Origin of the sequence: Microcystis sp. M061S2 (assembly GCF_020245605.1) — a bacterium.
Lineage (GTDB): Bacteria > Cyanobacteriota > Cyanobacteriia > Cyanobacteriales > Microcystaceae > Microcystis.
Genome location: NZ_JADBUP010000028.1, coordinates 1 through 23,252, shown reverse-complemented (window position 1 = coordinate 23,252; position 23,252 = coordinate 1). Strand labels below are relative to the sequence as shown.

Genomic DNA, 23,252 nt, shown 5'->3' with positions numbered 1-23,252 from the left:
AGGCAATCTCAGGTGATTAAAGGGGATACAGAGTCCACTGTATCCCTTTTTAAGGGCAACGATCGGAGGGATTGGGGGAATATTAAGAAAAGAAAGGCACTGGAGACGACAGGCTCTAAAAATCGATAAGATACAGGTGTCTGCAACCACAGAGGTGGGACAAACCATGCTGTTAGATAGAGATTTGATGCTAGGAAAGCGGCTGCGGTATCAAGAATTACAAGAAAAATTAAAAGAGATTTGGCAGGGAGAAAACGTTCCCGAATCCGATGAATGGGATTATGATATCCTAGTTGTCCCTTCTTTTAGTATCGATCAGAGAGTCGGTCAAAAAGTAGCGGGTTTTTTACATTACGAAGAAAGATTATTATTTTCTCTGATTCGGTTGCGACACCCGAAAACTCGTTTAATCTATGTAACAGCGCAGCCACTTTCGCGGATGGTGATTGATTATTACCTGCAATTGTTGCCTGGGATTCCTTTTTCCCATGCTAATAATCGTCTGTTATTACTGACAACTCACGATAACTCTTTTCAACCTTTAACCCAAAAAATTCTGGACAGACCGCGCTTAGTAGCAAGAATCAGGCAAGCGTTGCGTCGAGATCGTGCCTACATGGTTTGTTTTAATTCTACTAATTTAGAGCGAGAATTGTCTTTACAATTAGATATTCCTTTATTTGCCTGTAGTCCAGACTTATTGTATTGGGGTTCTAAAAGTGGCAGTCGCGAGATTTTTGGTCAAGGCAATATTCCCCATCCTGACGGTAGTTTACAGGTAAATACGGTTAAAGATTTGTTGTATGAGGCAGCTAGTTTGTGGTCCCGTCAACCGCAACTAAAACGGATGGTAGTTAAGTTAAATGAGGGGTTATCGGGAGAAGGAAATGCAGTTTTAGATTTACGTCCTTTAGGGGGAATTGTTGATAGTAACAGTCTAGATTTAAGCGAGAGAATCAATCTCTTGGCTAAACTATTAGAGAAAATGAGTTTTCAAGCAAGGGATGAAAATTGGGAGAGTTTTTCCAGTAAAATTGCTGAATTAGGGGCAATTGTCGAAGCTTTTATTGAAGGAGAAGAAAAGCGATCGCCGAGTGTGCAAGGTTATATTACACCCACGGGGGAAGTGAATATTCTTTCTACTCACGATCAAATTTTAGGCGGTCCCGATGGTCAAATTTATCTAGGTTGTCATTTTCCTGCCGATGAAAATTATCGCCTACAATTACAGGAATTAGGCCTAAAAATAGGGGAAATTCTGGCAGCCAAGGGGGCAATTGAACGCTATGGGGTTGATTTCGTCGCTGTGAAGAATCCAGAAACTTTAGTCTGGGATTTACAGGCGATCGAAATTAATCTGCGAAAAGGAGGAACCACCCATCCTTTCATGACTTTGAAACTTTTAACTAATGGTAAATACGATCAAGAAACTGGATTATTTTTCAGTCAACCTCACCAGGAAAAATACTATATTGCCTCCGATAATCTCCACAAACCCCAATACAAAGGTTTACTTCCCGATGATTTAATGGATATTATTGCTAAACATCACTTGCATTTTGATAGTAGCAGTAAAACAGGAACAGTTTTTCATCTCATGGGTGCGCTGTCAGAATTTGGTAAATTAGGGTTAACTTGTATCGGCAATTCTAGTGAGGAAGCTGCGGCAATTTATCAGCGTGTGGAACAGGTGTTAGATTGGGAAACAGAGCATAGTTCCATAAATTTAGGTTATTATTATTCTGGATTACCGATCACTTGGATATAAAAGGTTTTTCTGGCAAGAATTTGCGTTTTAGGGAATCGATAGCTCGTCCGGGTACTTCCGTCGCTTGAGCGAGAATTAAATTCCAAAGATAACCGTATTTAGGGAAATTTCTCAGGAGAATCACCTCGGCAATAAAGTAAAAACGTTTAGTTCTTTTATACTCAGGAGGATTATCTTCAATCCGCAGTTGTTCGGCTATTTCTGGCAGCCAATGACCGATAGTTTTACCTTGCTCAAAAAACTTGGCCTGAATATATAAACCCAGTAATCTATCTAAACACCAAAAGGGAATATATTTAATCGGTCCAGTGACGTTCATGGAAGCGGTAATCTCTTTAACTGCCGGTTGTACCAGTTCGTTTTTCCAAACTTTTTTATCAAAGTTTTCCACGTGAGGACCCTTGTGATCTCGACGTTTCCCGATCAGGGCGCTAGGATTAAAAGGATTATCTAAAGGAGCAATCGGTGCTTCTAATAAATAATTATTCTCTTTAAATAAGTTACTATTATTCTCTCTCCTGCTACAGATAGCTAAACTTTTTACATCGGGAATTGTTGGCCAAGGACTCTCCAATTTTTCTCGTTCACCGTAGGGAAATCCACGTCTGGCTAATCGCAATACCCAACTATTGGGAAAGCGTTCAAAATAGTCTTTAACTAAGGTGACGATCTCCGGGTGTAAATATTCATCGCAATTGATTGTGAGAATATAAGTACCTCTGGCATTTAAAAATCCTGTACTTCTTTGAATAATTTCACCTCGTAAAGCACAGACAATCTGTTTCATGCGTGGATCATTGACTGGGGAAGGTTTGACTCCGGGAGGATGAACTAAAATAAATTCTATATCTCCCTTGACTTTCAACAATTCTCCTAGCCAATGTTCGCCAAATCCCTCGCGCATCGGGATAACGATCGATAGAAAAGTATTGGACATAAATTAACTCTTTAGATTTGCCTGTGATTTATCAAAGTTGTCTTGACCGCGATGCACTTAATCTGGTTTAAATAGCTTCTAAATATTTGCTATCGAGCAGAAATGAGCCTCGATCGAATTTTACACCCCAATAACCCCCCGGCCGGCGATCAATAACCGTGCCGATATCGTCGATATCGAGCAGCTCTGGCGGCCGTAACATAGGCATGGGATCGGCGGTTTTCAGGTAAGGGGGAATGGCAATCAGACGGACTTTTCCCCCGATGCTAATTTCACTCATGGTACTGGCTAGATGCGATCGTGACATCGTATCTCAACTTAGCATATTTCAAATCATTCTCAAGATAGATTCCCTAGGGAATAGGCATTGTGTAAGCTGTCGTCGTCCCCCTTTCTCCTTGGGTTGGGGTGTTGCTTGACCTAGCGGCGAGGGGATAATCGCACTACGAAATCTGCTAGAGCAATAATCATGAAAATCACTCATAAACTCTTGTTCTCTTCCTGGCTCTTACTGGGTGTCACGGTAGCCCCATCCCAAGTATTGGCAGGACCATTTAACTCACCCGGTCCCTTTGTCAATCCCGTGGTAGATGGAGTACCATTACCCCCTCAAGTTCCAGGAAAGGAGTACTCTGAAGATCCAGACAGGAATGGAAATCCCTCACATACCGCTAATCCTGGTCAAGTAATTGCCTGGGATGGCACAGGTGGGACAACCAACACGAGTAACTTTTTAACTCTTTGGAATCCTCAATCTGGCATTGCAGCACCCGATCCTTTCCAAGTCGATGCCTTGGCTAACCGGAAGGATTTACTCTTCTATGAAGTGATCGAAGATAAAGTTACACTCGTGTTTTCGACCGGGTTGCCCGGAGGACCGCGCACCGATTACGATAACTACATCTTCTATGAACGTCCTAACTTTAAAGTACTTTTGCCTTCCCCGTACAAAGAGATAGGGGTGTGGGCGACACCAGCACAGATCAACCAAGTTGCACCAAATAACGTAGAAGGTTTAGAACTTTGGGCACCGGTTCAAGATCCGACAGTGCCTTTAGAAGATAGAGTCAACGACAGGTTGCTAGGACTTGCTTGTGTACCTGGACAGCCTAATTGTGTAGTACCTGGACCTGAACTACCTGTAGATGATGCTAACCGTTACTCCCTTTTCGGCGATCCTCTGGGATGTAGTGTATTCAAGAGTAATGGGGATTGTCTCTTCCTGAAAGCGAATATCGCCAGTGCAATCACTCCTCTTTTTCCCGGTTTAGATATCACTGCTGCGAAGATTGACCTTGATGGACTAATGACATGGGAAAACGACATCCTCTTTAGCCTCAAGCCAATCGATGGAAATAACGATGGCTCTATTACTGACAACGATCCCTCAAAAGACTTAGATGGTGGGGAGATCTTTGTTTGGCGATCAACTGAACCTTCAGCGAAGTTTCTCATTCACGGTGGACACGTCTGGGATACAGTTTTCAATGTCAAGGACACAGTAGAGTTCTGGACGGGATTCAGACCAGGAACTGAGAACATTGACGCACTCGAAGCTGTCGCTGTTTGCATTGATCATGATTGCCCCCCACCTATTCCCGAACCTTCTACAGTCATCAGCTTATTAACCCTTGGCAGTCTCGGTGCAGGTTCAACCCTGAAACGCAAACTAAAATCCTCCAAAACATCAGAAAAAGAAACCACAAAAGTAGGCTAAATTGCTTACCAAAGTAGAATTAATGCCCCTTCATTCAGTCAGTTGAGGGGGTTTATTTTTTGTCCATGTTTCTATTCATTAAATTTTATTAATAAATCGATCACAAGTATTTTTTTGTGATAGAATAGGGGCGTTTCATGCAAATATCATAAATTCTAATGACTATTGTGATTCCCAACGAAATTATACAAGCAACAGGAAAAAACGAGCAACTGTTGCAACTAGAACTGGCAATCATTATGTTTAGAGATTATCATATCAGTAGCGCAAAAGCGGCTGATTTTGCCAACTTATCTTTAATTGAATTTCGTCAAGAAGTCGCCAAGAGGAATATTTGTGTAAATTATGATAGTGTAGATTGGCAACAAGAATTACAAACCTTAAAAACCTTAGGTGATCTGTGATTGTTGTTAGTAACACCTCTCCGATTACCAGTTTAGCTGCTATCGGCTATCTTAACTTGCTCCATGATATCTATGGAACAATTATTATTCCAGTGGCTGTTTATGAAGAAATGACAGGATTAGGTTATTCAGTTCCTGGCACTATTGAAGTTCAAACCCTATCCTGGATAGAAAAGCGAGAGTTAGAGAATCGGTTATTATTAGAAGAATTACAGAAGGAATTACACCGAGGAGAATCAGAAACCATAGCTTTAGCGATTTCTTCAAATGCTGATAGAGTAATTATAGACGAGAACCCTGGCAGAAAGAAAGCAATTAGTTTAGGATTGAATGTTATTGGAATTTTAGGTATTTTATTAATTGCCAAAAGAAGAAGATTAATTCCTACTATTCAGCCGTTAATGGATGATTTGATTTTTAAAGCAGGTTTCCGTGTTAATCAAATATTGTATTTAGACATATTAAAAACAGCGCAAGAAATTGAGGAAAACCAATAACTAAAGCCTTCAAAATCTTCTTATTTAATTGTTGCTAACTAACAGTTGAGGGGGTTTATTTTTTACCTTTATTAATCAAATCCAACTTTAAAAACCCACTTCCCCACTTCCTACTTCCCCATTCATAATTCCCACTTTCCTCTTGCCTTTTTCAATCGGTTCCTAAAAAGGTCTTGATTTTAGGGAAATACAGTTAAAGGAATCCATTCGTAGGTGTTGACAATGCCTTGAAAATAATCATTAATAGTCTCTCTGGAATAGGGAACAACCCCGTCTTCACCAAACCAACGTTCATAAATTGTCACCGCTTGTTGTTGGTCACTGACGATCCCTTCCATGAATTTTAATAGCGTATAATTCACTGTATCCCGCCATTTAGAATCATTCTCAGGTAAAGTACAGGCATAGGATTCGTAGGCGTAGGGATAGGAGGGAACTATGGCTAAATTATTGGGATTTTTAGCGCTTTTCCTTAAGCCTTCTAGGGTAATGCCATCACTGGCAAAACCATCAATTTCTCCCGCTTCTAGTTTTTGTAAACCCTCGCCACGATTTTTAACTTTGACCAAAATAGCGGCGGGTTGTTGGGTTTTAATTACTGCTTCATTAGTAGTATTGGCAATCACTCCAATGCGTCTGCCTGCCAAGCTACCGATGTCATCAAGATTACTACCTTTGCGGGTGAGTAATTGAGTGCCACTGGCAAAGTAACTAACGGAAAAATCCACTTCATTTTCTCTTTTCCAAGTAAAAGTAGTGGAGCCACATTCGATATCTATCACCCCTGTTTTCAACTTTTCAAAACGATTTTGGGGAGTAATCTCAACAATTTTTAACTTAATTGGTTTTCCTAACTTCCGTTCGGTTTCTTTGCGAATTAACTCTAACATATCAAGGCTGTAACCCACCCACTTGCCTTGGGAGTTGACAAAACCAAAGGGAATAGCATCTTTACGAGCGCCCGCAGTAATTACCCCAGTTTTTTGAATGCGATCAAAGATTGCTCCCGCAAGGCTAGAATGGTTACTGGTGACGGTTAAAGCTACTGTCATCGTCATGACGGCAAGTGTACGCTTCATTTTTTTTCCTAATCTGAAAGTGACTCAAGTCTGGGACTGTTTCAGGAGACTGAGAGTTTCCCAGAGGAAGATTTTTCAGAGGAGATTGCTGGGGACAAAAAAAGAGGAGAGATGTTACTCTCTCCCCCCTTCAGTTTTTTCGACAGCATTTTAAATTGTTTTTTCAGTTGTCGCTGTCGGGCCGAACCGCCCTTGCCTTTGTCGTTACGTCCCTGACGGCGGGGGGACTCCCATCGCTTAAGTCGCATAGTTTTTAATTCCAATTTAGTCAGTTATATTTACTGTAACAGGTTTAACGTCAGTTTGGGTTAAGGAAATCAAGGGATGACAACTCAGGCTCTCTGTCATACTAAATCCGGTTATTAAAAACTGATTATTTATTCCCCCTTTTGCCTTTTGCCTCTTGCCTTTTGCCTGTCCTTATAAGTAGCCTATGCTCAACGGATTTAGTATCACCCTGTGAGATGCTGAACTCTAGTTAACCAACCTTGTCCACCTAATTAGTATTTTCCCATGCTTAGTCAGCAACTTTGGCACAGCCATCAAGATCTAGTACAAGCTTGTCTAGAACACCCTTTTGTGCGAGGTATCGCCACAGGAGAGCTTAAACGGGACTGTTTCGCTTTCTATGTCGGTCAAGATGCTTTTTTTCTGGAATCTTTCGCCCGTGCTTACAGTATCGCCGCTGCTAAAGCTCCTGATTGGCAGGGATTTACTAGCTTTCATCGGTTAGCGGCGGGGGTATTAACGGAATTAGAATTACATGAAAATTACGCTTTACAGTGGGGGGTTGACCTGAGAAAGGTTCAGCCCGCTAATGCCACCCGTCGCTATACGGATTTTCTTCTCGCTACCGCTTGGATGGGTGACATCGGTGCGATTGCCGTGGCGATGAGTCCCTGTATGCGTCTTTATGCTTATCTGGGTCAACAATTAGCCTTAGAGCCGATTTCTGAGAATCCTTATCAAGCTTGGATTGATAGTTATAGTGGGGATGAATTCGCAGCTTTAGCAAGCCAGTTAGAGGAATTGGCGGATAAATACGCCTTGATGACGGAAAATATCTCTTTATCCTATCTTTATGCCCTTAGTTGTGAACTGGATTTCTTTAGTGCCGCCTACAGCCGGGGCAAATCTTAAAGTTTTCCCGTCATAATGTTAAGAAATATAAATAACGCTAAGATTAAGGTAAGCAAAATCGTCATTATAAAAATAATGTTCCCTTCGCAACCCGCCGAAAACGAACTCCTGAAAACCATCTTGGAACCTCTACTAGAGGATTTCACCTATTGGTTTTCCCGTTCCCGTCTTCTCCTCGAATCCGAGAGATTATCCTTTCTCAGCATTGAGGAACAAGACGATTTATTAGCAAGAGTCAAAAACGCTCAACAGGAGGTAGCCACGGCTCATTTACTCTTTAAAACCACAGGTGGTCAGGTGGGTATCGAGGCCAAGATGTTGTTGCCTTGGCATCAGTTGGTGGCAGAGTGTTGGGGTGTCAGCAGTCGTCGTCGTCGATTACAGGGTTGGGGAGAATATCAATCTCCTCAAACTGACGCTTAACCTGAAACTTTTTGGTAAGCTAGAGAGTTAAGCGAATTTTTAGCATAAAGTTTTGGCAATTAGGAATATTCACACATAATTCATGGGAGACTTGGTCAATGCTACATCTGCTCTATATCCTCGCCTTCACGGTTATCGCTTTTTTGACCATTAATAATTTAATTCGGAGTCTGATTACTGTCAGCATGGATTCCCAGAAACGTCCTGCTAAATCGGCTAATTCCTATAATCCCTACGGTTATCCCATGACTTCCCATCCGGAACTTTTGGACGAGGCCGGACAACCGATTAATGAACCTCTGTTAGTGATTCGTTCTCTCACTGTGGAAGATGCTCGTCAACAGTTAGATGCCATTTATAATTCTTCTCCCAGTGCCACCAAAGAGCAAGACGAAGAAATCTAATTAGTTCTAGAATGGCAGTCCTTGAAAACAGATATATTTATCTACACGGTTTTGCTTCTAGCTCCCAATCAACAAAAGCGCAATTTTTGAGACATTGTTGGCAAAAGAGGGGTTTAGCGATGGAAATTCCCGATCTTAACGGTGATGATTTTTCTAGCTTAACTCTCACTCGTCAGATTGTTCAAGTCGGCCAATTGATTGAACAATCTCAGTTTCCCGTTACTCTGATTGGTTCCAGTTTTGGCGGTTTAACGGCAGCTTGGCTGGCAGAAACTTATTCTCAGGTGCAAAGGCTCGTTTTATTAGCTCCCGCTTTTAATTTTGGGCCGATTTGGTTAGGACAATTGGGAGCAGAAACCCTAGCCAATTGGCAAAAATCTGGGAGTTTATCGGTTTATCACTACGGTTATCGCCGTTATGTGCCAATTGATTACAAGTTTATTGAGGATTTAGCTAATTATCCCCAAGAAAAGTTAATCAGGCAGCTCCCCACCCTAATTATTCATGGCAGTGACGATGAGGTGATTCCCCCAGAAAATAGTCGCCATTATGCTTTTTCTCGTCCTTGGGTACAGTTAATCGAATTAGATAGCGATCATGCCCTTACCGATGTTTTGACGAGGATATGGGCTGAAATGCAATTATTCCTAGACATCGGTCTTTAGGCGATCATGACTAAACTTGAGGAACTAACGAGCGGCTCTATTGTCAACGGCATTCTGCCCAATCAAAGCATTACCGTCATCGAGGCCAAGTGGCATGGCAGCGACGCGGTAGAACTGACCTACAAAGATACCAACGGACAACCCTACACAGAACTGCTCTTTCGATACCGAGAGCCAACCCTAGAGATTCTCACCGAAGGAAGACCGTGGGGTTTCGATGGCGACGGAGCTTTGCTGCGCCTAGTTTCCGAAGCCCATCGCATCCGGTTGGCCTACCTGTTTGACCCGCTTCTAGCCGTCCATACCTCTCTGGTGGAACCACTCCCTCATCAAATCACTGCTGTTTACGGTGAGATGCTCGATCGCCAACCCCTACGCTTTTTGTTGGCCGATGACCCCGGGGCCGGGAAAACCATCATGGCGGGATTGTTAATTCGAGAACTCCTGATTCGAGGTGACTTAGCGCGCTGCTTAATCGTCTGTCCAGGCAGCCTCGCAGTCCAGTGGCAAGATGAACTACATAACAAATTTCACCTTCCCTTCGATATCCTCACCAACGACCGCATCGAAACGGCCCGCACTGGCAACGCCCTCGCCGAAATGGGTCTGGTCATTGCCAGACTTGATAAACTCAGCCGTAATGACGACCTCCAGAAGAAACTCCAGCAGACTGATTGGGATCTGGTCATCTGCGATGAGGCCCACAAGATGTCCGCTTCTTTCTTTGGTGGGGAAATTAGGGAAACAAAGCGTTACAAATTGGGCAAACTCCTCTCTAGCATTACCCGCCACTTCCTGCTGATGACCGCGACTCCCCACAACGGCAAAGAAGAAGACTTTCAGTTATTCCTAGCCCTACTCGATGGCGATGCCGTAGGCACGCTTCGCGCACGCTTTGAGGGGCGATTCCGGGACGGAGTTCATGTATCAGATACTTCCGACCTGATGCGCCGTCTGGTCAAAGAAGAACTGCTTAAGTTTGACGGCAAGCCACTTTTCCCCGAAAGAATCGCCCACACGGTCAGTTACCCCCTCTCCGACCAAGAAGCGATCCTCTACAGTCGAGTCACCGAGTATGTACGCGAAGAATTTGACCGAGCCGAAGCCCTGGCCAACGACGGGCGCAAGGGGACAGTCGGCTTTGCCCTCACCATTTTGCAACGCCGCCTCGCCTCCTCTCCGGAAGCCATCTATCAATCCTTGAAACGACGACGAGAACGGCTGCAAAAGCGACTCCGAGAAGAAGAACTGCTCAAGCGAGGCCAGTCGCTGGAGATAGAATTTGCTACCGTCCTTGACCAAGACGACATCGATAACGACTTTGAGGATACCGACAGCAGCGAGCGGGAGGCTACGGTCGAGGAGGTGGTCGATCAGGCCACAGCATCGCGTACCATTGCCGAACTACAGATTGAAATCGCCCTGCTGAAAAAGCTTGAAGACCTAGCCAATACCGTTCGACGGAGCGGAAAAGACCGTAAGTGGGAAGAGTTTTCCCATCTTCTGCAGGATGAAGCGGAGATGTTCGATGCAGGAGGATACCGCCGCAAAATAGTCGTCTTCACCGAACACAGAGACACCCTCAACTACCTGAAAGAGCGGATCAGTACACTCCTTGGCAACCCAGAAGCTGTTGTCACCATTCACGGTGGCATGGGTCGGGAAGACCGCAAAAAAGCCGAAGAAGGCTTCAAGCAAGACGTAGGAGTACAGGTACTTCTGGCCACCGATGCCGCCGGAGAGGGGATCAACCTGCAACGAGCGCATCTCATGGTCAATTATGACCTACCCTGGAACCCAAACCGCCTAGAACAGCGATTCGGTCGTATTCACCGGATTGGACAGACCGAGGTTTGTCATCTCTGGAATTTGGTGGCTCACGAAACCCGTGAGGGAGATGTGTATCGGACGCTCCTCGAAAAACTCGAAGCCGAACAAAAAGCTTTAGGCGGACGGGTGTTCGACGTTTTAGGCAAAGCCATTGCGGGAAAAGAATTGCGCGAACTTCTCATCCAAGCCATCCGTTACGGCGATCGCCCAGATATAAAAGCACGCTTAAACGAAGTCATCTCTGAAAAGCTCGATCAAGATAGGCTAAGGGAATTGCTGGAAGAACGCGCCCTAGCAAGGGATTCGATGGATGCTTCCAAGGTTCAGAAAATTCGAGAAGATATGGAGCGAGCCGAAGCCAGACGGTTACAGCCGCACTTCATCGCCGCATTTTTCCTGGAAGCCTTCCAACGCTTAGGCGGCACCCTACGCCAGCGAGAGCCAAAGCGATACGAAATTACCAACGTCCCCGCCGTTATCCGTAACAGAGACCGCTCTTTAGGGATAGGAGAGCCAATTCTCAAACGCTATGAGCGCATCTGTTTTGATAAAGACCTGATTAGTGTTCCGGGTAAACCCGTTGCTACCTTTGTCTGTCCCGGCCATCCCCTGTTAGATGCCACTATCGATCTTGTCTTGGAACGGCATCGGGAATTACTCAGACGGGGGGCTATCCTAGTTGATGACAGTGATCCGAGCGAGGAAATTCGGGCGCTGGTGTACTTAGAACACGCCATTCAAGACGCTCGGCTAAATCCCGATGGCAGACGGCGGGTGGTGTCGCGGCGAATGCAGTATGTGGAAATTCCTCTGTTTGCACCACAGAGACAGGGAGAGAGGGATGCTGGGTATGCCCCTTATCTAGATTATCGTCCTTTGCAGGAGGAGGAGCGGGCGATCCTAGGGCCGATCCTTGATTCTCTCCCTATCGGTAATGAGATTGAGAGCCGGGCCCGCAATTATGCGATCGCTAACCTTGTCTCTTCCCATCTTCAGGAGGTACGGCAGCGCAAGGAAGAGTTAATTGAAAAGACCCTTATAGCAGTTAAAGACCGTCTGACCAAGGAGATCAACTACTGGGACCATCGGGCAGCCCAGTTGCGCCTACAGGAAGAAGCGGGGAAGACAAATGCGCGGATCAATTCCAACAAAGCCCAGATGCGGGCCGATGAACTACAAACGCGGTTGCAAAAGCGCTTGTCTGAATTGGAGCAGGAGCGTCATTTATCCCCATCGCCGCCGGTGGTGGTAGGGGCAGCCCTCATCGTACCGGGGGGACTGTTAGGGCGACTTTTAGGCAAGCCAATGTTTGCCCGGGAGACAAAGCGCGTCGAGCAGCTGGCAATGGCGGCAGTCATGGCGGCCGAAAAAGCTTTGGGGTATGAACCGCGGGATGTGAGTGCCGAGAAGTGCGGCTATGACATCGAATCGCGCAGGACCGGAACAGGCCGCTTACGGTTTATCGAAGTCAAGGGTAGAGTAGAAGGAGCAGAGACGGTGACTGTCACCAAGAACGAGATCCTTGCATCCTTTAACAAGCCAGAGGATTTTCTGCTGGCCTTGGTTTCGGTTTCTCCCTCAGAGGAGGTTCAGGTCAGATATGTGCGCCGGCCATTCCAGAGAGAACCGGATTTTGGGGCGTGTAGTGTTAATTATAATTGGAGAGAGTTATGGGACAGGGGGGATATGATTGAACCACAAAGGCACAAAGGACACGAAGGGAATTAACCACAAAGGCACAAAGGACACGAAGGGAATTAACCACAAAGGCACAAAGGACACTAAGGGAATTAACCACAAAGACACAAAGGACACTAAGGGGATTAACCACAAAGGCACGAAGGACACTAAGGGAATTAACCACAAAGGCACGAAGGACACTAAGGTTATGGATGAGAGGGCTAATGATTTATCTAAGGAGATTATTGGGGCGGCGATCGCTGTTCATCGGGAGTTGGGTCCAGGACTATTGGAGTCAGCCTATGAGGCCTGTTTAGAGTACGAGTTATTGGATAGGGGGATAGCGGTGGAGCGTCAAGTTCCTCAATCAGTGATTTATCGCGGTGTTAAACTTGATTGTGGTTATCGTCTCGATCTATTGGTGGAAAATCTGGTTATTGTCGAACTGAAAACCGTTGAACAACTTACCCCCATTCACGAGGCCCAGTTGTTAACCTATCTCAAATTACGTCGGCTTTGGCTAGGATTACTGATTAATTTTAACGTTCCCGTTCTCAAACAAGGCATCAAACGCCTTGTCAACAATTAATCTTTGTGTCCTTTGTGCCTTTGTGGTTCTTTATCCCAAGAGTCTAAATTATGAATACTTACAAAATACAAACAGTTTTAACTGAAGATGGGACGGTATTATTGAAAGAATTACCTTTTCAGGCTGGAGATGCGGTGGAAATTATTATTTTAGAGCAATCTAAAACATCGTCATCATCTAGTCAGGAAAAACTAATACATTCCTTGAAAGGTTCTGTCCTTCGTTATGATGATCCCTTTGAACCAGCTATTCCACCAGAAGACTGGGAAGTTCTAAAATGATTATTTTGGACACTCATATTTGGCTCTGGTGGGTTGACAGTAGCTCACGTCTCACAGCACGGCTAGAACAATTAATTTTAGAGCATCAGGTTAGTCAGCTTGGAGTTAGTATTTTTTCTTGCTGGGAAGTTGCTAAATTAGTTGAGAAGAACCGAGTGGAGTTATCTTATCCGGTCGATGAGTGGCTCAATTATGCGATCGCTTATCCAGGTGTTCAATTACTTCCACTGACGTTACCCATTATCGTGCAATCAACTCAACTTGCTGGATTTCATAACGATCCAGCCGACCAAATTATTGTCGCCACAGCGAAGGTTCACAATTGTCCCCTCCTGACAGTAGATGAAAAAATACTTGCCTACCCCGACGTAAACACGCTTAAGTGATTCCTTTTAGCCAAAGAACTCGCCTATTTATAGCTTATGCGCCAGAAAAAATTGGACTACCGATGCGATCGCCTACAATCGTCTAGTCACCTCCTGTCCAAAGATTACGGACTAGCCAACGAATACAAACCCTCTCCCCAACAAACAACCCTTCCTTTGTGTCCTTTGTGCCTTTGTGGTTCCTTATCTCAAGAGTCTCAATTATGAATACCTACAAAATACAAACAGTTTTAACTGAAGATGGGACAGTATTATTGAAAGAATTACCTTTTCACGCTGGAGATGCGGTGGAAGTGATCATACGATCGCATCCCAAAACTCAGCAAGATAAAATTATTACTAATAAATCAGCGTCTAATTTATATCCGTTACGCGAAAAAGAACCCTCTCGATACGACGAACCTCTTGAGCCTGCGGATAGGGAATATCTCAAGGGAATTTCATCTATGATGAGTGAATGGGAGTCAGAGGCTGATGAATGTGCCTACAGTGATTTATGACCGATCGAAGTATTGTAGAGAAAGCTCTCAAACAATTACTTAAGCTCAACTAAACCTTCGTGTCCTTTGTGCCTTTGTGGTTCTTTTATCTCCCATGACCTACCGTAAAAAACTCATTGAAGTGGCTCTACCCCTAGAAGCGATTAACGTCGAATCGGCGCGGGAAAAGTCGATTCGCCATGGTCATCCCTCTACTCTACATCTTTGGTGGGCCAGGCGACCTTTAGCTGCTTGTCGGGCGGTTTTATGGGCTTCTTTGGTAGATGATCCTTCCAGTTGGCCAGAGAAATTTCCCACGGAAGAAGCACAGAATCGGGAACGGCAGCGATTGTTTGATATTTTGGGTAGGATTGAGCTTGAAAAGGACAAAAAAGGCAACACTAAGCAGGTGGTTAGAGGGTTGGTATCTTGGGATGAGATTAACCAGCCTAATTCAGGAGTATTGCTAGAAGCACAGCGAGAAATTGCTCGCTGTTTAGCTTGGGAACGTGGGGAAGAACCCCCCACTAAACCTGATGCTATACAGGACTATATCGCTAAATATGCCCCCCCCGCCTATGACCCGTTTTGTGGTGGTGGTTCCATTCCTTTGGAGGCCCAGCGCTTGGGTTTGCAGGCCCACGGTAGTGACCTCAATCCCGTGGCGGTGTTGATTACTAAGGCTTTGATCGAGATTCCGCCCAAGTTTAAGGATAAACCGCCGGTTAATCCCGATTCTCGCCAAAAACAAAAGATTTCTTCCTGGGAAGGGGCCCAGGGATTGGCCGCAGATGTGCGCTATTACGGTCAGTGGATGCGGGATGAGGCTTTTAAAAGGATTGGGTTTCTTTATCCGATGGTGGAAACCAACCACAAAGGCACAAAGGACACTAAGGTGATTGCTTGGCTTTGGGCCAGGACGGTGAAGTGTCCTAATCCGGCCTGTGGCTGTCAGATGCCTCTGGTCCGCAGTTTTCAGCTTTCGACGAAGAAGGGTAAGGAGGCTTGGGTTGAGCCTATTGTGGGGGATTTTAACCACAAAGGCACTGAGGGGGATTTTAACCACAAAGGCACAGAGGACACAAAGGGGGATGATTTTGGTGTCTCTGGGGTGTCACCAAAAATCCGCTTTGAGGTGAAGACGGGTAAGGGTACGGCCCCAGATGGGACGGTAAACCGCAAGGGTGCAGTTTGTATCGCTTGTAATACTCCTGTTCTCTTGGATCATATCCGTAGGGAAGGTAAGGCAGGCCGGATGGATTCTCAGTTAATGGCTATTGTCGCTGAAGGACAAGGGGGAAGGGTTTATCTTTCTCCTGATGAGGAACAGGAATATATCGCTAAAAAAGCACAGCCTGAATGGAAACCAGAAAGTGAATTGGTATTTAATTCTCGTCATGTTACTCCAGTAATTTATGGCATGACGAAACACGCCGATTTATTCACTCCCCGTCAACTCGTCGCCCTCACTACTTTTAGCGATTTAGTAAGTGAAACTAGAGAAAAAATTAAAGCTGATGCAGTAGCCGCAGGAATCCCTGATGATGATTTACCTCTTAATGATGGGGGAATAGGTGCGACTGCTTATGCGGATGCGGTGGCGACTTATTTGGCTTTTGCGGTGGATAGAGGTGCTGATAAATGGGCTACCCTCGCTTTATGGAATAACATCGGGGAGAAAGTAGAGCACGTTTTTGGTCGCCAAACGCTATCCATGACTTGGGACTTTGCCGAAGGTAACCCCTTCAGTGAATCAACAGGAAACTGGAATAGTGCTGTTGAGTTGATTGTTAAAACCATCACAGCCTCCCCTAGTCAAATAAGCGGTAGTGTCACTCAAAATAATGCAGCGATGTTGTTGACAGCGAAAGCCACAATTTTTTCTAGCGATCCTCCATACTATGATGCAGTTTCTTATGCAGATTTATCTGATTTTTTTTATGTTTGGTTACGACGAATACTAAATAGTATTTATCCCGATTTGTTATCAACTGTTCTCGTTCCTAAATCACAAGAACTGGTTGCCGAGCCATTTCGTCATGCTGGTAAAGATAAAGCAAAAATTTTTTTTGAAGATGGGTTGAGAAGAGTTTTTGCTCAAATCCGTAATTATTCTCACTCTGATTATCCGTTCACTGTTTACTACGCTTTCAAACAAGCAGAATCAGATAATGACAATTCAAGCAAAGTAGAAAATATTGCGTCAACTGGTTGGGAAACCATGCTAAACGGATTAATCAAGTCAGGCTTCTCAATCGATGGCACATGGCCAATGCGAACAGAGCGTTCTGGCAGATTAAGGGACACTGGCAGCAACGCCCTCGCCTCATCTATAGTCCTCGTGTGTCGCCCGCGCCCCGCCGACGCGCCCAAAGCCAGCCGCCGGCAATTCCTCAACGAACTGAAGCGCGACCTTCCCCAAGCCCTAAAACTGCTGCAACAGGGCAATATTGCCCCCGTTGACCTCGCCCAAGCCAGTATTGGGCCCGGGATGGCAATCTACTCCAAATACACCGCTATCCTCGAATCTAACGGCACTTCCATGGGTGTTCGCACGGCCCTGCAACTGATTAACCAGATTCTCGACGAATTTCTCACCGAACAAGAAGGAGAATTTGATAGTGATACCCGTTGGGCGCTGACTTGGTTCGAGCAGTACCAATTCAACGAAGCACTATATGGCAATGCAGAAACCCTCTCCAAAGCCAAAAACACCAGTATTCAGGGCATGGTTGAAGCTGGCATACTAGAAGCAAAAGCAGGTAAAGTGCGACTACTCAAACGTGAAGATCTTAAAACCGATTGGAAGCCAGAAAAAGATGAGCGGACACCCATCTGGGAAATCACCCAACACCTCATCCATACCCTCGATAAAAACGGCGAAACCGGAGCCGCAGAACTCCTAGCTAAACTAGGAAACAAAGCCGATTTAGCCAAAGAACTCGCCTATAGACTTTATAGCCTCTGTGACAGAAAAGGTTGGACCCAAGAAGCCATAGCTTACAATAGCCTCGTCACCTCTTGGCCAGAAATCACCCGCCTAGCCAACGAATATAAACCCTCTCCCGAACAACTATCCTTTTCTTTGTGACCTTTGTGCCTTTGTGGTGAATTTAAACCACAGAGACACAGAGAACACAGAGTTTTAAAATCCAGTAGTAACCCCCATGAAACTAACCATTGAAGTTCCCGATAACTTAGCAAAACGTCTCAATAACTACTTAAAAGAGCATCCCGAAGAAACCCCGTTAAGTGTAGTTCAAGAAGCCCTAGAAATCAAACTAATTCCCAAAGATACCTCTAGACTTCTAGAACTAGCGGGAATTGTCGAGAATGCCCCACCAGATGCCTCCGTTAACGAAGATTATTTGACATGAGACGATTAGTCCTTGATGCTGGGCCACTTATTGCCCTGTTATCGAGCCAAGATAATTACCACAAGGAAGCGATAAAGGGGTTTGCACAACTACCGCAGGAATTTGGCGCAGTTTTAACCCCTTTACCCATCTTGTTCGAGGTTTATAAATTCGTAGCTAGGGAACAATGTCCACAAGTAGCGCAAAAGGCATTAACTATAATTAAAGAAGAGACCACAATCGTGCCGCTTGAAATGGAAACCATGCAGACTACATTTGATTTAGTCATACAAATGACCAATTGGCAGGGTAGTCTAGAAGATGCTTCAGTGGTAGTCATTGCTCAAAAATTTAACGCCCTAATCTGGACTCTCGATTACAGAGACTTAACTTGGTTTAAAAACATTGAGCTATGGACACCATCTACCTAATCTTTGTGACCTCCGTGCCTTTGTGGTTCCCCAAACTTTGTGACCTTTGTGCCTTTGTGGTAAATCCCCCTTCGTGACCTTTGTGCCTTTGTGGTAAATCCCCCTTCGTGACCTTTGTGCCTTTGTGGTAAATCCCCCTTCGTGTGGTTATCTCTCCCAAATTGAGGCATTATAAAAATAACTCCTCATCAAATCCCATGGCAATCAGCAATCGTGAACGAGTCGGACGCGCCCTAGATTTCCTCAGAGAGGGACTATACCCCTTCATTGAACGAGAAATGAAAGCAAGCTACGGCCAGAAGTGGCTCGCCGTGGCCTTAAGTTGCCTCCCTGAGAGCTACACGATCCGCAGGACAGGTAATGCCGTCCTCAAAGAAGACGTTTCGGCCCTACTAATTGTCCTCTGGGAGCAGTGGAATGAAGTTTTTAAGAAAACCCTAGGCAGAAGCGATCGCTCTCTGACCAGTGAACTAAGAGATGTCCGCAACGCCTGGGCCCATAACGATGCTTTCAGCCTCGACGATGCTTACCGGGCTTTTGACAGCATCGTGCGGCTGCTGACCTCGGTTTCCGGGGACACCCAAGAGGTGGAGAAGCAGAAGCAAGAAATCCTCAGACTTCGCTTTGAAGAACAGGCCCGGCGAGAGACAAGGCGCCAAGCGATCGCACCGACGGAGGGACAACCGATGTCGGGATTGAAACCCTGGCGGGAAATCGCCACCCCCCACCCCGATGTGGCTTCCGGACGCTTCCAACAGGCCGAATTTGCCGCCGACCTCTGGCAAGTCTATCTCGATGAAGGCTCTAACGAATACCGCGACCCGACGGAATTTTTCCGCCGCACCTACCTCACCGAAGGACTCAAGCAACTTCTGACCAATGCCCTGCTGCGTCTGAGTGGTAATGGCGGAGAGCCGGTGATTGAACTGCAAACTAACTTCGGTGGCGGAAAAACCCACGCCATGCTGGCCCTCTACCATCTGTGCAATGCTTTGGCGATCGAAGATCTTCCCGGTATGGAGTCGATATTCCAAGCTCTGAACATTAAAAAACCCCCCGAAAATGTCAACATTGCTGTTCTGGTCGGCACTAAAGTCCAGCCTAGTGGCATCCCCCCCTATAAACCGGAACACAACAAGCAAAATCGCCCAGAAATCAAGACCCTGTGGGGAGAAATAGCTTGGCAACTCGGCGGCGCTGAGGGCTACGCTCTGGTTCGCAACGCCGATGAAACTTCCACTAATCCGGGGGACGCACTCAAAATATTGTTTAATCGTTTTTCACCCTGTTTGATCTTGATCGACGAATGGGTTGCCTATGCCAGGCAATTGCACGACAAGAACGATATTGCCGGCGGTAGTTTTGACACCCAGTTTACTTTTGCCCAAACCCTGAGCGAGTCGGCAAAAAATGCCCAGCAGACGCTTTTGGCTGTGAGTATCCCCGCTTCGGAAACCGTTGACGAAAAAACCGGAGAAGTACGGGCTACAGATGTTGAAACCGGAGGAGAACGGGGCACAGAGGCCCTAGACCGCCTTAAAAATGCGATCGGGCGCATCCAATCCCCCTGGCGACCCGCTAGTGCCGAGGAGAGTTTCGAGATCGTCCGCCGCCGTCTCTTTCAAACCACTACTGACCCGCAACTATTTGTCGCACGGGATGCGGTTATCAAAGCTTTCTCGGAGATGTATCGCACCCAGGGCCAGGAGTTTCCTAGCGAATGCCTGGAGGCTGACTACAGGCGCCGCCTGCGGGAAGCCTATCCCATTCACCCAGAATTTTTTGATCGCCTCTACTCCGACTGGTCAACCCTCGATAAATTCCAGCGCACCAGGGGTGTTTTGCGACTCATGGCCAAGGTCATCCATTCCCTTTGGGAGCGAGAGGACAAGAGCTTGTTGATCATGCCGTCCCACATCCCGATGGATGATGCTCAGGTTCAGTCGGAGTTAACCCGCTACTTAGATGATAATTGGGTTCCGATCATCGAAAAGGATGTGGATGGCCCCAATTCTCTGCCCCTCGACATTGATCGCCAAAATTCCAACCTGGGACGCTATTCTGCTTGCCGTCGGGTTACGCGCACTATTTACCTTGGCTCGGCCCCCACGATTCGGGCCGCTAACCGAGGTCTAGAAGATAAGAGGATAAAACTGGGTTGCGTGCAGCCGGGGGAGACTGTAGCCATCTTTGGGGATGCCCTCCGGCGACTAACGGATCGAGCCACCTACCTCTATATCGATGGCAACCGTTATTGGATTTCTAACCAGCCGAACGTCACCCGCACAGCCCAAGATCGGGCAAACCTGCTCTTTGAGGAGCGGTATAAAGTGACAGAAGAAATCGTCCGGCGCTTGAAGGCCGACCAGCAGCGGGGCGAGTTTGGAGCGATTCATATTGCCCCAGAATCTACTGCTGATATTCCCGATGATCCTCATCTGGGGGTGCGGCTTGTAGTTCTCGGTCCTGGGCAACCCCACAGCAAATCCGACGAGGATAGCCCCGCTCGGCGTTTAGTAACAGAAATTCTCAATCAGAGAGGGGGTAGCCCCCGCTATTACAAGAATACGCTTGTATTTGTTGCCCCTGACAAGTCGAACCTGGAAAACTTAGAAAAGAACGTTGCCGGATATCTTGCCTGGAATTCGATTGTGGGGGATAAGGAAACCCTCAATCTCGATGTTTCTCAGAGCAAACAGGCCACCAGCAAGCGCGACCAAACCGACAAGGAGGTAAGCCTGATCCTCAACCAAACCTATAAGTGGCTGCTGGTTCCAGAGCAACCCGACCCCCAGAAAGGCATCCACTGGACTGAAACCCCTCTTCAGGGGGATGATTCCCCTATCGATCGAGCCAGCCGCAAACTGGTTCATGAGGAGCAACTGATTGCCCATTACTCTGGTGACAACCTGCGGATGGAGGCCCTCGACAAATACCTGTGGCGTTCAACTAACCACATCGATCTGAAACGTCTGTGGGAGTACCTAGCGCAGTATCTTTACTTGCCCCGTCTCAAGAACCCGGATGTTCTACTTCAAACTGTGCGGGAGGGGGTTCGTTCTACGCTCGTAGAGGAAAACTTCGGTTATGCAGAGGGCTGGGACGAGGCGAAGCAAAGATATACTGGTCTTGTAATTCTTCGTGGTATCAATCCGAGTATCAGCAGTCACAGCCTTCTGGTTAAGCCTGATGTAGCTATGGGGCAGCTAGAGGCCGAGAAACCAGCTAACCCCCCGACCACTGCCGAGACTGATTCCGTTATCTCTAGTGACCCCGATCGGCCGCCATCTTTACCCTCTGGTGTTGGATTAACTGTGACAGAGACTCCCGGTGATCTGGTTGAGAAAAAGCTGGTTCTGCGGAGGTTTTACGGCAGTGTTGAGATCGATCCCCTGCGGATCAATCGAGACGCTCCAGCGATCGCTAACGAGGTAATCCAGCATCTCACCCGACTCAGTGGGGCCAGGGTTAAGGTAACACTGGAGATTGAAGCCGAAATTCCCGATGGTGCGCCCGATGATGTGGTGCGGACGGTGACGGAGAATTGTCGGACTTTGAAATTTAATAATCAGTCTTTTGAACTGGAGTGAATATCGGGAAATTTCCCTATCTGGATTCGGTCATGGCTCTCTTATTCTTTGTGTGATCAGTTTAACTTACTATAGAAGCGATCAATCTTTGTGTCCTCTGTGTCTGGAGTGGTTCCTTCCACTCCCTCGCCAGCAGGACTGTATCTTAGAATACATTTTACCCACCAAACCTAAGAGAGCAATAATAATCCCCCTTTTATCTGAAAAAGAGGGATTTATTTAGTCCAAATTGGTTAGATTGTCAGGAAAGTTTTCACCCTTCTTAGTCTAAAGACAAGAGATTTTCTGCTGATGTCTTCCCACTACCAAAGTCCGCGGATAGGAGATACACTAGGCTCGGGAGCAGGTTGGGGAGCAACTTCAGTAAAAGTTCTGGTTTCCGGGGGTAAAGCGGGAAGTCCCCAAGCGGGTTGTTTTTCGTTGATTTCTCTTAAAAGTTGCGAGCGAGTGGTACTGACGGCGATTTCTGATTTTAGTTTCAAGCGGGAAACCCAATAGGGATGAGCTTTACCCACATAAATTAACTTGCCATCTACCACTTGCAATAGTACATCGTCGCCACCAGTGCCATCCCCAGTAATACGAGCGGTGGTTCCGTCAGCAAAGTCGCCGTTGAAAATTTCTTTGCCATCCACTGTTACAAGTCTGATCAATTGGATGGACATAATGCCACCCACGGTTCCCCGGACGCGACCGAGTATATAGTCACCGGGGTTGAGTTGCGGCTCACCTCTGTAGGTGTCATGGCCGCGCAGTTGACTGATCAGGATTTCGTTATTTTGCGGTTCTGCTTGTACGGGTACAGCACCAACGGTAGTTAGGGCAACTAAACCGGCAAAACCAGCGACAAGGGAAATTTTGTTAAACACAATTACCTCAAGCAAAAAGTTAGTAAATTCTCTATAGACGTTTTAGATTATAACTTAGTTCCTGATTTTGTCTATATTGCGAAATATTTGTTTAATAATTTCTCGCTCGATGTGTTGGGGGTTGGGGGTTGGGTTTTTAGTGTGTTAGGGTTTTAGAGTTTTAGTTGAAATTCCCCCATTCCCCTACCTCCCCACATCCTAATTCATAATTCATAATTCCCACCCCCCCACTTCCCCATTACCCTATTCCCCCATTACCCTATCCCCTAAAAACTGGATTAAGCTGGGTTTTAAGATCGATCAATATTGGTGAATAATTCAGGATCGAGGATGGGTAGTTCGATATCTTTTGCTGCTGGGGGAGAGAGTAACTGGAAACGATTTAAGGTTTGTTGAATGCGATCGAAAATGGTGATTTTTTGCTCGCTATTGTTCTGGGGTTCGGGAATAGGTTCCACTTCTACCGGAGGCTAAATACTAGAGGCCGGTTCGTTAATCTTCTTTGTCTCTGGTATGGTGGTTAGGGGAGATTCGATCGCTTCAGGGGTTTCCTCGACCTTTTCGATTGTTTCTGTCTCCACTGGTTTTTCTTCCACTATTGGGCTTTCTGGCTCAATAACAGGAGTTTCTTCCACTATTGGGCTTTCTGGCTCAATAACAGGAGTTTCTTCCACTATTGGGCTTTCTGGCTCAATAACAGGAGTTTCTTCCACTATTGGGCTTTCTG

The 23,252-nt window shown here is 46.1% G+C and carries 23 protein-coding genes and 1 pseudogene; 18 read left to right on the top strand and 6 right to left on the bottom strand.

The features are described 5' to 3' along the window. Positions 1-166: 166 nt before the first annotated feature. Complete coding sequence (locus tag IM475_RS06000) at positions 167-1,768, top strand: peptide ligase PGM1-related protein (RefSeq protein WP_287726992.1); 1,602 nt, start codon at positions 167-169, stop codon at positions 1,766-1,768. Here the strand turns inward: IM475_RS06000 and IM475_RS05995 are convergent. Further along, a complete protein-coding gene (locus tag IM475_RS05995) occupies positions 1,755-2,705 on the bottom strand; it encodes a glycosyltransferase family protein (protein ID WP_287726989.1) in 951 nt (316 codons plus the stop codon). The two genes, IM475_RS06000 and IM475_RS05995, sit on opposite strands and share 14 nt — an antisense overlap. Positions 2,706-2,772: 67 nt before the next feature. Next, positions 2,773-2,985: a regulatory protein SipA gene (sipA, locus tag IM475_RS05990; protein ID WP_272083350.1), complete on the bottom strand. Its 213-nt coding sequence runs from the start codon at positions 2,983-2,985 to the stop codon at positions 2,773-2,775. A gap of 189 nt (positions 2,986-3,174) precedes the next feature. Here sipA and IM475_RS05985 point away from each other — a divergent pair, with 189 nt between their 5' ends. From IM475_RS05985 to IM475_RS05975, 3 genes are all read left to right on the top strand, one after another. Continuing rightward, positions 3,175-4,422 carry a PEP-CTERM sorting domain-containing protein gene (locus tag IM475_RS05985; RefSeq protein WP_287726988.1) on the top strand — a complete coding sequence of 416 codons (1,248 nt, stop codon included), beginning with the start codon at positions 3,175-3,177 and terminating at the stop codon, positions 4,420-4,422. 158 nt (positions 4,423-4,580) lie between these two features. Beyond that, the gene (locus IM475_RS05980) at positions 4,581-4,826 is read left to right on the top strand and encodes a UPF0175 family protein (protein ID WP_002770804.1); all 246 of its coding nucleotides are present in this window, start codon (positions 4,581-4,583) and stop codon (positions 4,824-4,826) included. After that, complete coding sequence (locus IM475_RS05975; RefSeq protein ID WP_272083349.1) at positions 4,823-5,323, top strand: PIN domain-containing protein; 501 nt, start codon at positions 4,823-4,825, stop codon at positions 5,321-5,323. Before IM475_RS05980 ends, IM475_RS05975 begins: the two co-directional genes overlap by 4 nt. Positions 5,324-5,502: 179 nt before the next feature. On the opposite strand, the gene IM475_RS05970 is transcribed toward IM475_RS05975, so the two are convergent. Further along, positions 5,503-6,402 (bottom strand): amino acid ABC transporter substrate-binding protein, encoded by a 900-nt coding sequence (locus IM475_RS05970; RefSeq protein WP_287659529.1) that lies wholly within the window; start codon positions 6,400-6,402, stop codon positions 5,503-5,505. Between the two features lie 41 nt (positions 6,403-6,443). Next, the gene (locus IM475_RS05965; protein WP_012267271.1) at positions 6,444-6,650 is read right to left on the bottom strand and encodes a hypothetical protein; all 207 of its coding nucleotides are present in this window, start codon (positions 6,648-6,650) and stop codon (positions 6,444-6,446) included. Between the two features lie 265 nt (positions 6,651-6,915). Between IM475_RS05965 and IM475_RS05960 the strand changes: the two genes are divergently transcribed. The 14 genes from IM475_RS05960 to IM475_RS05895 all read left to right on the top strand — a co-directional run bounded on the left by IM475_RS05960 (position 6,916) and on the right by IM475_RS05895 (position 21,656). Continuing rightward, a complete protein-coding gene (locus tag IM475_RS05960; RefSeq protein ID WP_287726987.1) occupies positions 6,916-7,542 on the top strand; it encodes a TenA family protein in 627 nt (208 codons plus the stop codon). Positions 7,543-7,557: 15 nt separating this feature from the next. Continuing rightward, on the top strand, positions 7,558-7,965 hold the full coding sequence (locus tag IM475_RS05955; RefSeq protein ID WP_287659527.1) for a DUF2605 domain-containing protein: 408 nt from the start codon (positions 7,558-7,560) through the stop codon (positions 7,963-7,965). A gap of 98 nt (positions 7,966-8,063) precedes the next feature. After that, positions 8,064-8,369 (top strand): DUF2973 domain-containing protein, encoded by a 306-nt coding sequence (locus IM475_RS05950; protein WP_002732775.1) that lies wholly within the window; start codon positions 8,064-8,066, stop codon positions 8,367-8,369. An 11-nt stretch (positions 8,370-8,380) separates the two neighbouring features. Further along, complete coding sequence (locus tag IM475_RS05945; RefSeq protein WP_287726986.1) at positions 8,381-9,034, top strand: YqiA/YcfP family alpha/beta fold hydrolase; 654 nt, start codon at positions 8,381-8,383, stop codon at positions 9,032-9,034. A 6-nt stretch (positions 9,035-9,040) separates the two neighbouring features. After that, entirely contained in the window at positions 9,041-12,592 is a 3,552-nt protein-coding gene (locus IM475_RS05940) for a helicase-related protein (RefSeq protein ID WP_287726985.1), read from the top strand. A 160-nt stretch (positions 12,593-12,752) separates the two neighbouring features. Further along, entirely contained in the window at positions 12,753-13,133 is a 381-nt protein-coding gene (locus tag IM475_RS05935; RefSeq protein ID WP_002754172.1) for a GxxExxY protein, read from the top strand. A gap of 50 nt (positions 13,134-13,183) precedes the next feature. Then, positions 13,184-13,414, top strand: a complete 231-nt coding sequence (locus tag IM475_RS05930) for a hypothetical protein (protein ID WP_002754174.1) — start codon at positions 13,184-13,186, stop codon at positions 13,412-13,414. After that, on the top strand, positions 13,411-13,800 hold the full coding sequence (locus IM475_RS05925) for a type II toxin-antitoxin system VapC family toxin (protein WP_002777126.1): 390 nt from the start codon (positions 13,411-13,413) through the stop codon (positions 13,798-13,800). The genes IM475_RS05930 and IM475_RS05925 overlap by 4 nt, the downstream gene beginning before the upstream one ends. A gap of 25 nt (positions 13,801-13,825) precedes the next feature. Then, positions 13,826-13,915 carry a DUF8807 domain-containing protein gene (locus tag IM475_RS23100; protein ID WP_502705817.1) on the top strand — a complete coding sequence of 30 codons (90 nt, stop codon included), beginning with the start codon at positions 13,826-13,828 and terminating at the stop codon, positions 13,913-13,915. A gap of 88 nt (positions 13,916-14,003) precedes the next feature. Then, positions 14,004-14,300, top strand: coding sequence for a hypothetical protein (locus IM475_RS05915; RefSeq protein WP_002754178.1), 297 nt, complete (start codon positions 14,004-14,006; stop codon positions 14,298-14,300). Positions 14,301-14,394: 94 nt separating this feature from the next. Beyond that, entirely contained in the window at positions 14,395-17,370 is a 2,976-nt protein-coding gene (locus IM475_RS05910) for a DUF1156 domain-containing protein (protein WP_287726984.1), read from the top strand. Between the two features lie 76 nt (positions 17,371-17,446). Then, the gene (locus IM475_RS05905) at positions 17,447-17,656 is read left to right on the top strand and encodes a hypothetical protein (RefSeq protein ID WP_002754183.1); all 210 of its coding nucleotides are present in this window, start codon (positions 17,447-17,449) and stop codon (positions 17,654-17,656) included. Next, the gene (locus tag IM475_RS05900) at positions 17,653-18,066 is read left to right on the top strand and encodes a type II toxin-antitoxin system VapC family toxin (RefSeq protein ID WP_002777130.1); all 414 of its coding nucleotides are present in this window, start codon (positions 17,653-17,655) and stop codon (positions 18,064-18,066) included. The genes IM475_RS05905 and IM475_RS05900 overlap by 4 nt, the downstream gene beginning before the upstream one ends. Positions 18,067-18,263: 197 nt before the next feature. Continuing rightward, positions 18,264-21,656 (top strand): Swt1 family HEPN domain-containing protein, encoded by a 3,393-nt coding sequence (locus tag IM475_RS05895; RefSeq protein ID WP_287726983.1) that lies wholly within the window; start codon positions 18,264-18,266, stop codon positions 21,654-21,656. Positions 21,657-21,958: 302 nt separating this feature from the next. Here the strand turns inward: IM475_RS05895 and IM475_RS05890 are convergent, their stop codons facing one another. Both IM475_RS05890 and IM475_RS05885 read right to left on the bottom strand, forming a co-directional pair. Continuing rightward, positions 21,959-22,525 carry a hypothetical protein gene (locus IM475_RS05890; RefSeq protein WP_287726982.1) on the bottom strand — a complete coding sequence of 189 codons (567 nt, stop codon included), beginning with the start codon at positions 22,523-22,525 and terminating at the stop codon, positions 21,959-21,961. A 290-nt stretch (positions 22,526-22,815) separates the two neighbouring features. Beyond that, positions 22,816-23,252: pseudogene (locus tag IM475_RS05885) on the bottom strand (hypothetical protein); the annotation flags it as partial.

Bases quoted from the DNA above. Each gene is read 5' to 3' on its own strand.
- sipA (WP_272083350.1), bottom strand. From the start codon at position 2,985: ATGAGTGAAATTAGCATCGGGGGAAAAGTCCGTCTGATTGCCATTCCC.
- IM475_RS05900 (WP_002777130.1), top strand. From the start codon at position 17,653: ATGAGACGATTAGTCCTTGATGCTGGGCCACTTATTGCCCTGTTATCG.
- IM475_RS05935 (WP_002754172.1), top strand. From the start codon at position 12,753: ATGGATGAGAGGGCTAATGATTTATCTAAGGAGATTATTGGGGCGGCG.
- IM475_RS05995 (WP_287726989.1), bottom strand. From the start codon at position 2,705: ATGTCCAATACTTTTCTATCGATCGTTATCCCGATGCGCGAGGGATTT.
- IM475_RS05930 (WP_002754174.1), top strand. From the start codon at position 13,184: ATGAATACTTACAAAATACAAACAGTTTTAACTGAAGATGGGACGGTA.
- IM475_RS05905 (WP_002754183.1), top strand. From the start codon at position 17,447: ATGAAACTAACCATTGAAGTTCCCGATAACTTAGCAAAACGTCTCAAT.
- IM475_RS05915 (WP_002754178.1), top strand. From the start codon at position 14,004: ATGAATACCTACAAAATACAAACAGTTTTAACTGAAGATGGGACAGTA.
- IM475_RS05950 (WP_002732775.1), top strand. From the start codon at position 8,064: ATGCTACATCTGCTCTATATCCTCGCCTTCACGGTTATCGCTTTTTTG.
- IM475_RS05955 (WP_287659527.1), top strand. From the start codon at position 7,558: ATGTTAAGAAATATAAATAACGCTAAGATTAAGGTAAGCAAAATCGTC.
- IM475_RS05945 (WP_287726986.1), top strand. From the start codon at position 8,381: ATGGCAGTCCTTGAAAACAGATATATTTATCTACACGGTTTTGCTTCT.
- IM475_RS05895 (WP_287726983.1), top strand. From the start codon at position 18,264: ATGGCAATCAGCAATCGTGAACGAGTCGGACGCGCCCTAGATTTCCTC.
- IM475_RS05970 (WP_287659529.1), bottom strand. From the start codon at position 6,402: ATGAAGCGTACACTTGCCGTCATGACGATGACAGTAGCTTTAACCGTC.
- IM475_RS05940 (WP_287726985.1), top strand. From the start codon at position 9,041: ATGACTAAACTTGAGGAACTAACGAGCGGCTCTATTGTCAACGGCATT.
- IM475_RS05960 (WP_287726987.1), top strand. From the start codon at position 6,916: ATGCTTAGTCAGCAACTTTGGCACAGCCATCAAGATCTAGTACAAGCT.
- IM475_RS05910 (WP_287726984.1), top strand. From the start codon at position 14,395: ATGACCTACCGTAAAAAACTCATTGAAGTGGCTCTACCCCTAGAAGCG.
- IM475_RS05985 (WP_287726988.1), top strand. From the start codon at position 3,175: ATGAAAATCACTCATAAACTCTTGTTCTCTTCCTGGCTCTTACTGGGT.
- IM475_RS05965 (WP_012267271.1), bottom strand. From the start codon at position 6,650: ATGCGACTTAAGCGATGGGAGTCCCCCCGCCGTCAGGGACGTAACGAC.
- IM475_RS06000 (WP_287726992.1), top strand. From the start codon at position 167: ATGCTGTTAGATAGAGATTTGATGCTAGGAAAGCGGCTGCGGTATCAA.
- IM475_RS05925 (WP_002777126.1), top strand. From the start codon at position 13,411: ATGATTATTTTGGACACTCATATTTGGCTCTGGTGGGTTGACAGTAGC.
- IM475_RS05980 (WP_002770804.1), top strand. From the start codon at position 4,581: ATGACTATTGTGATTCCCAACGAAATTATACAAGCAACAGGAAAAAAC.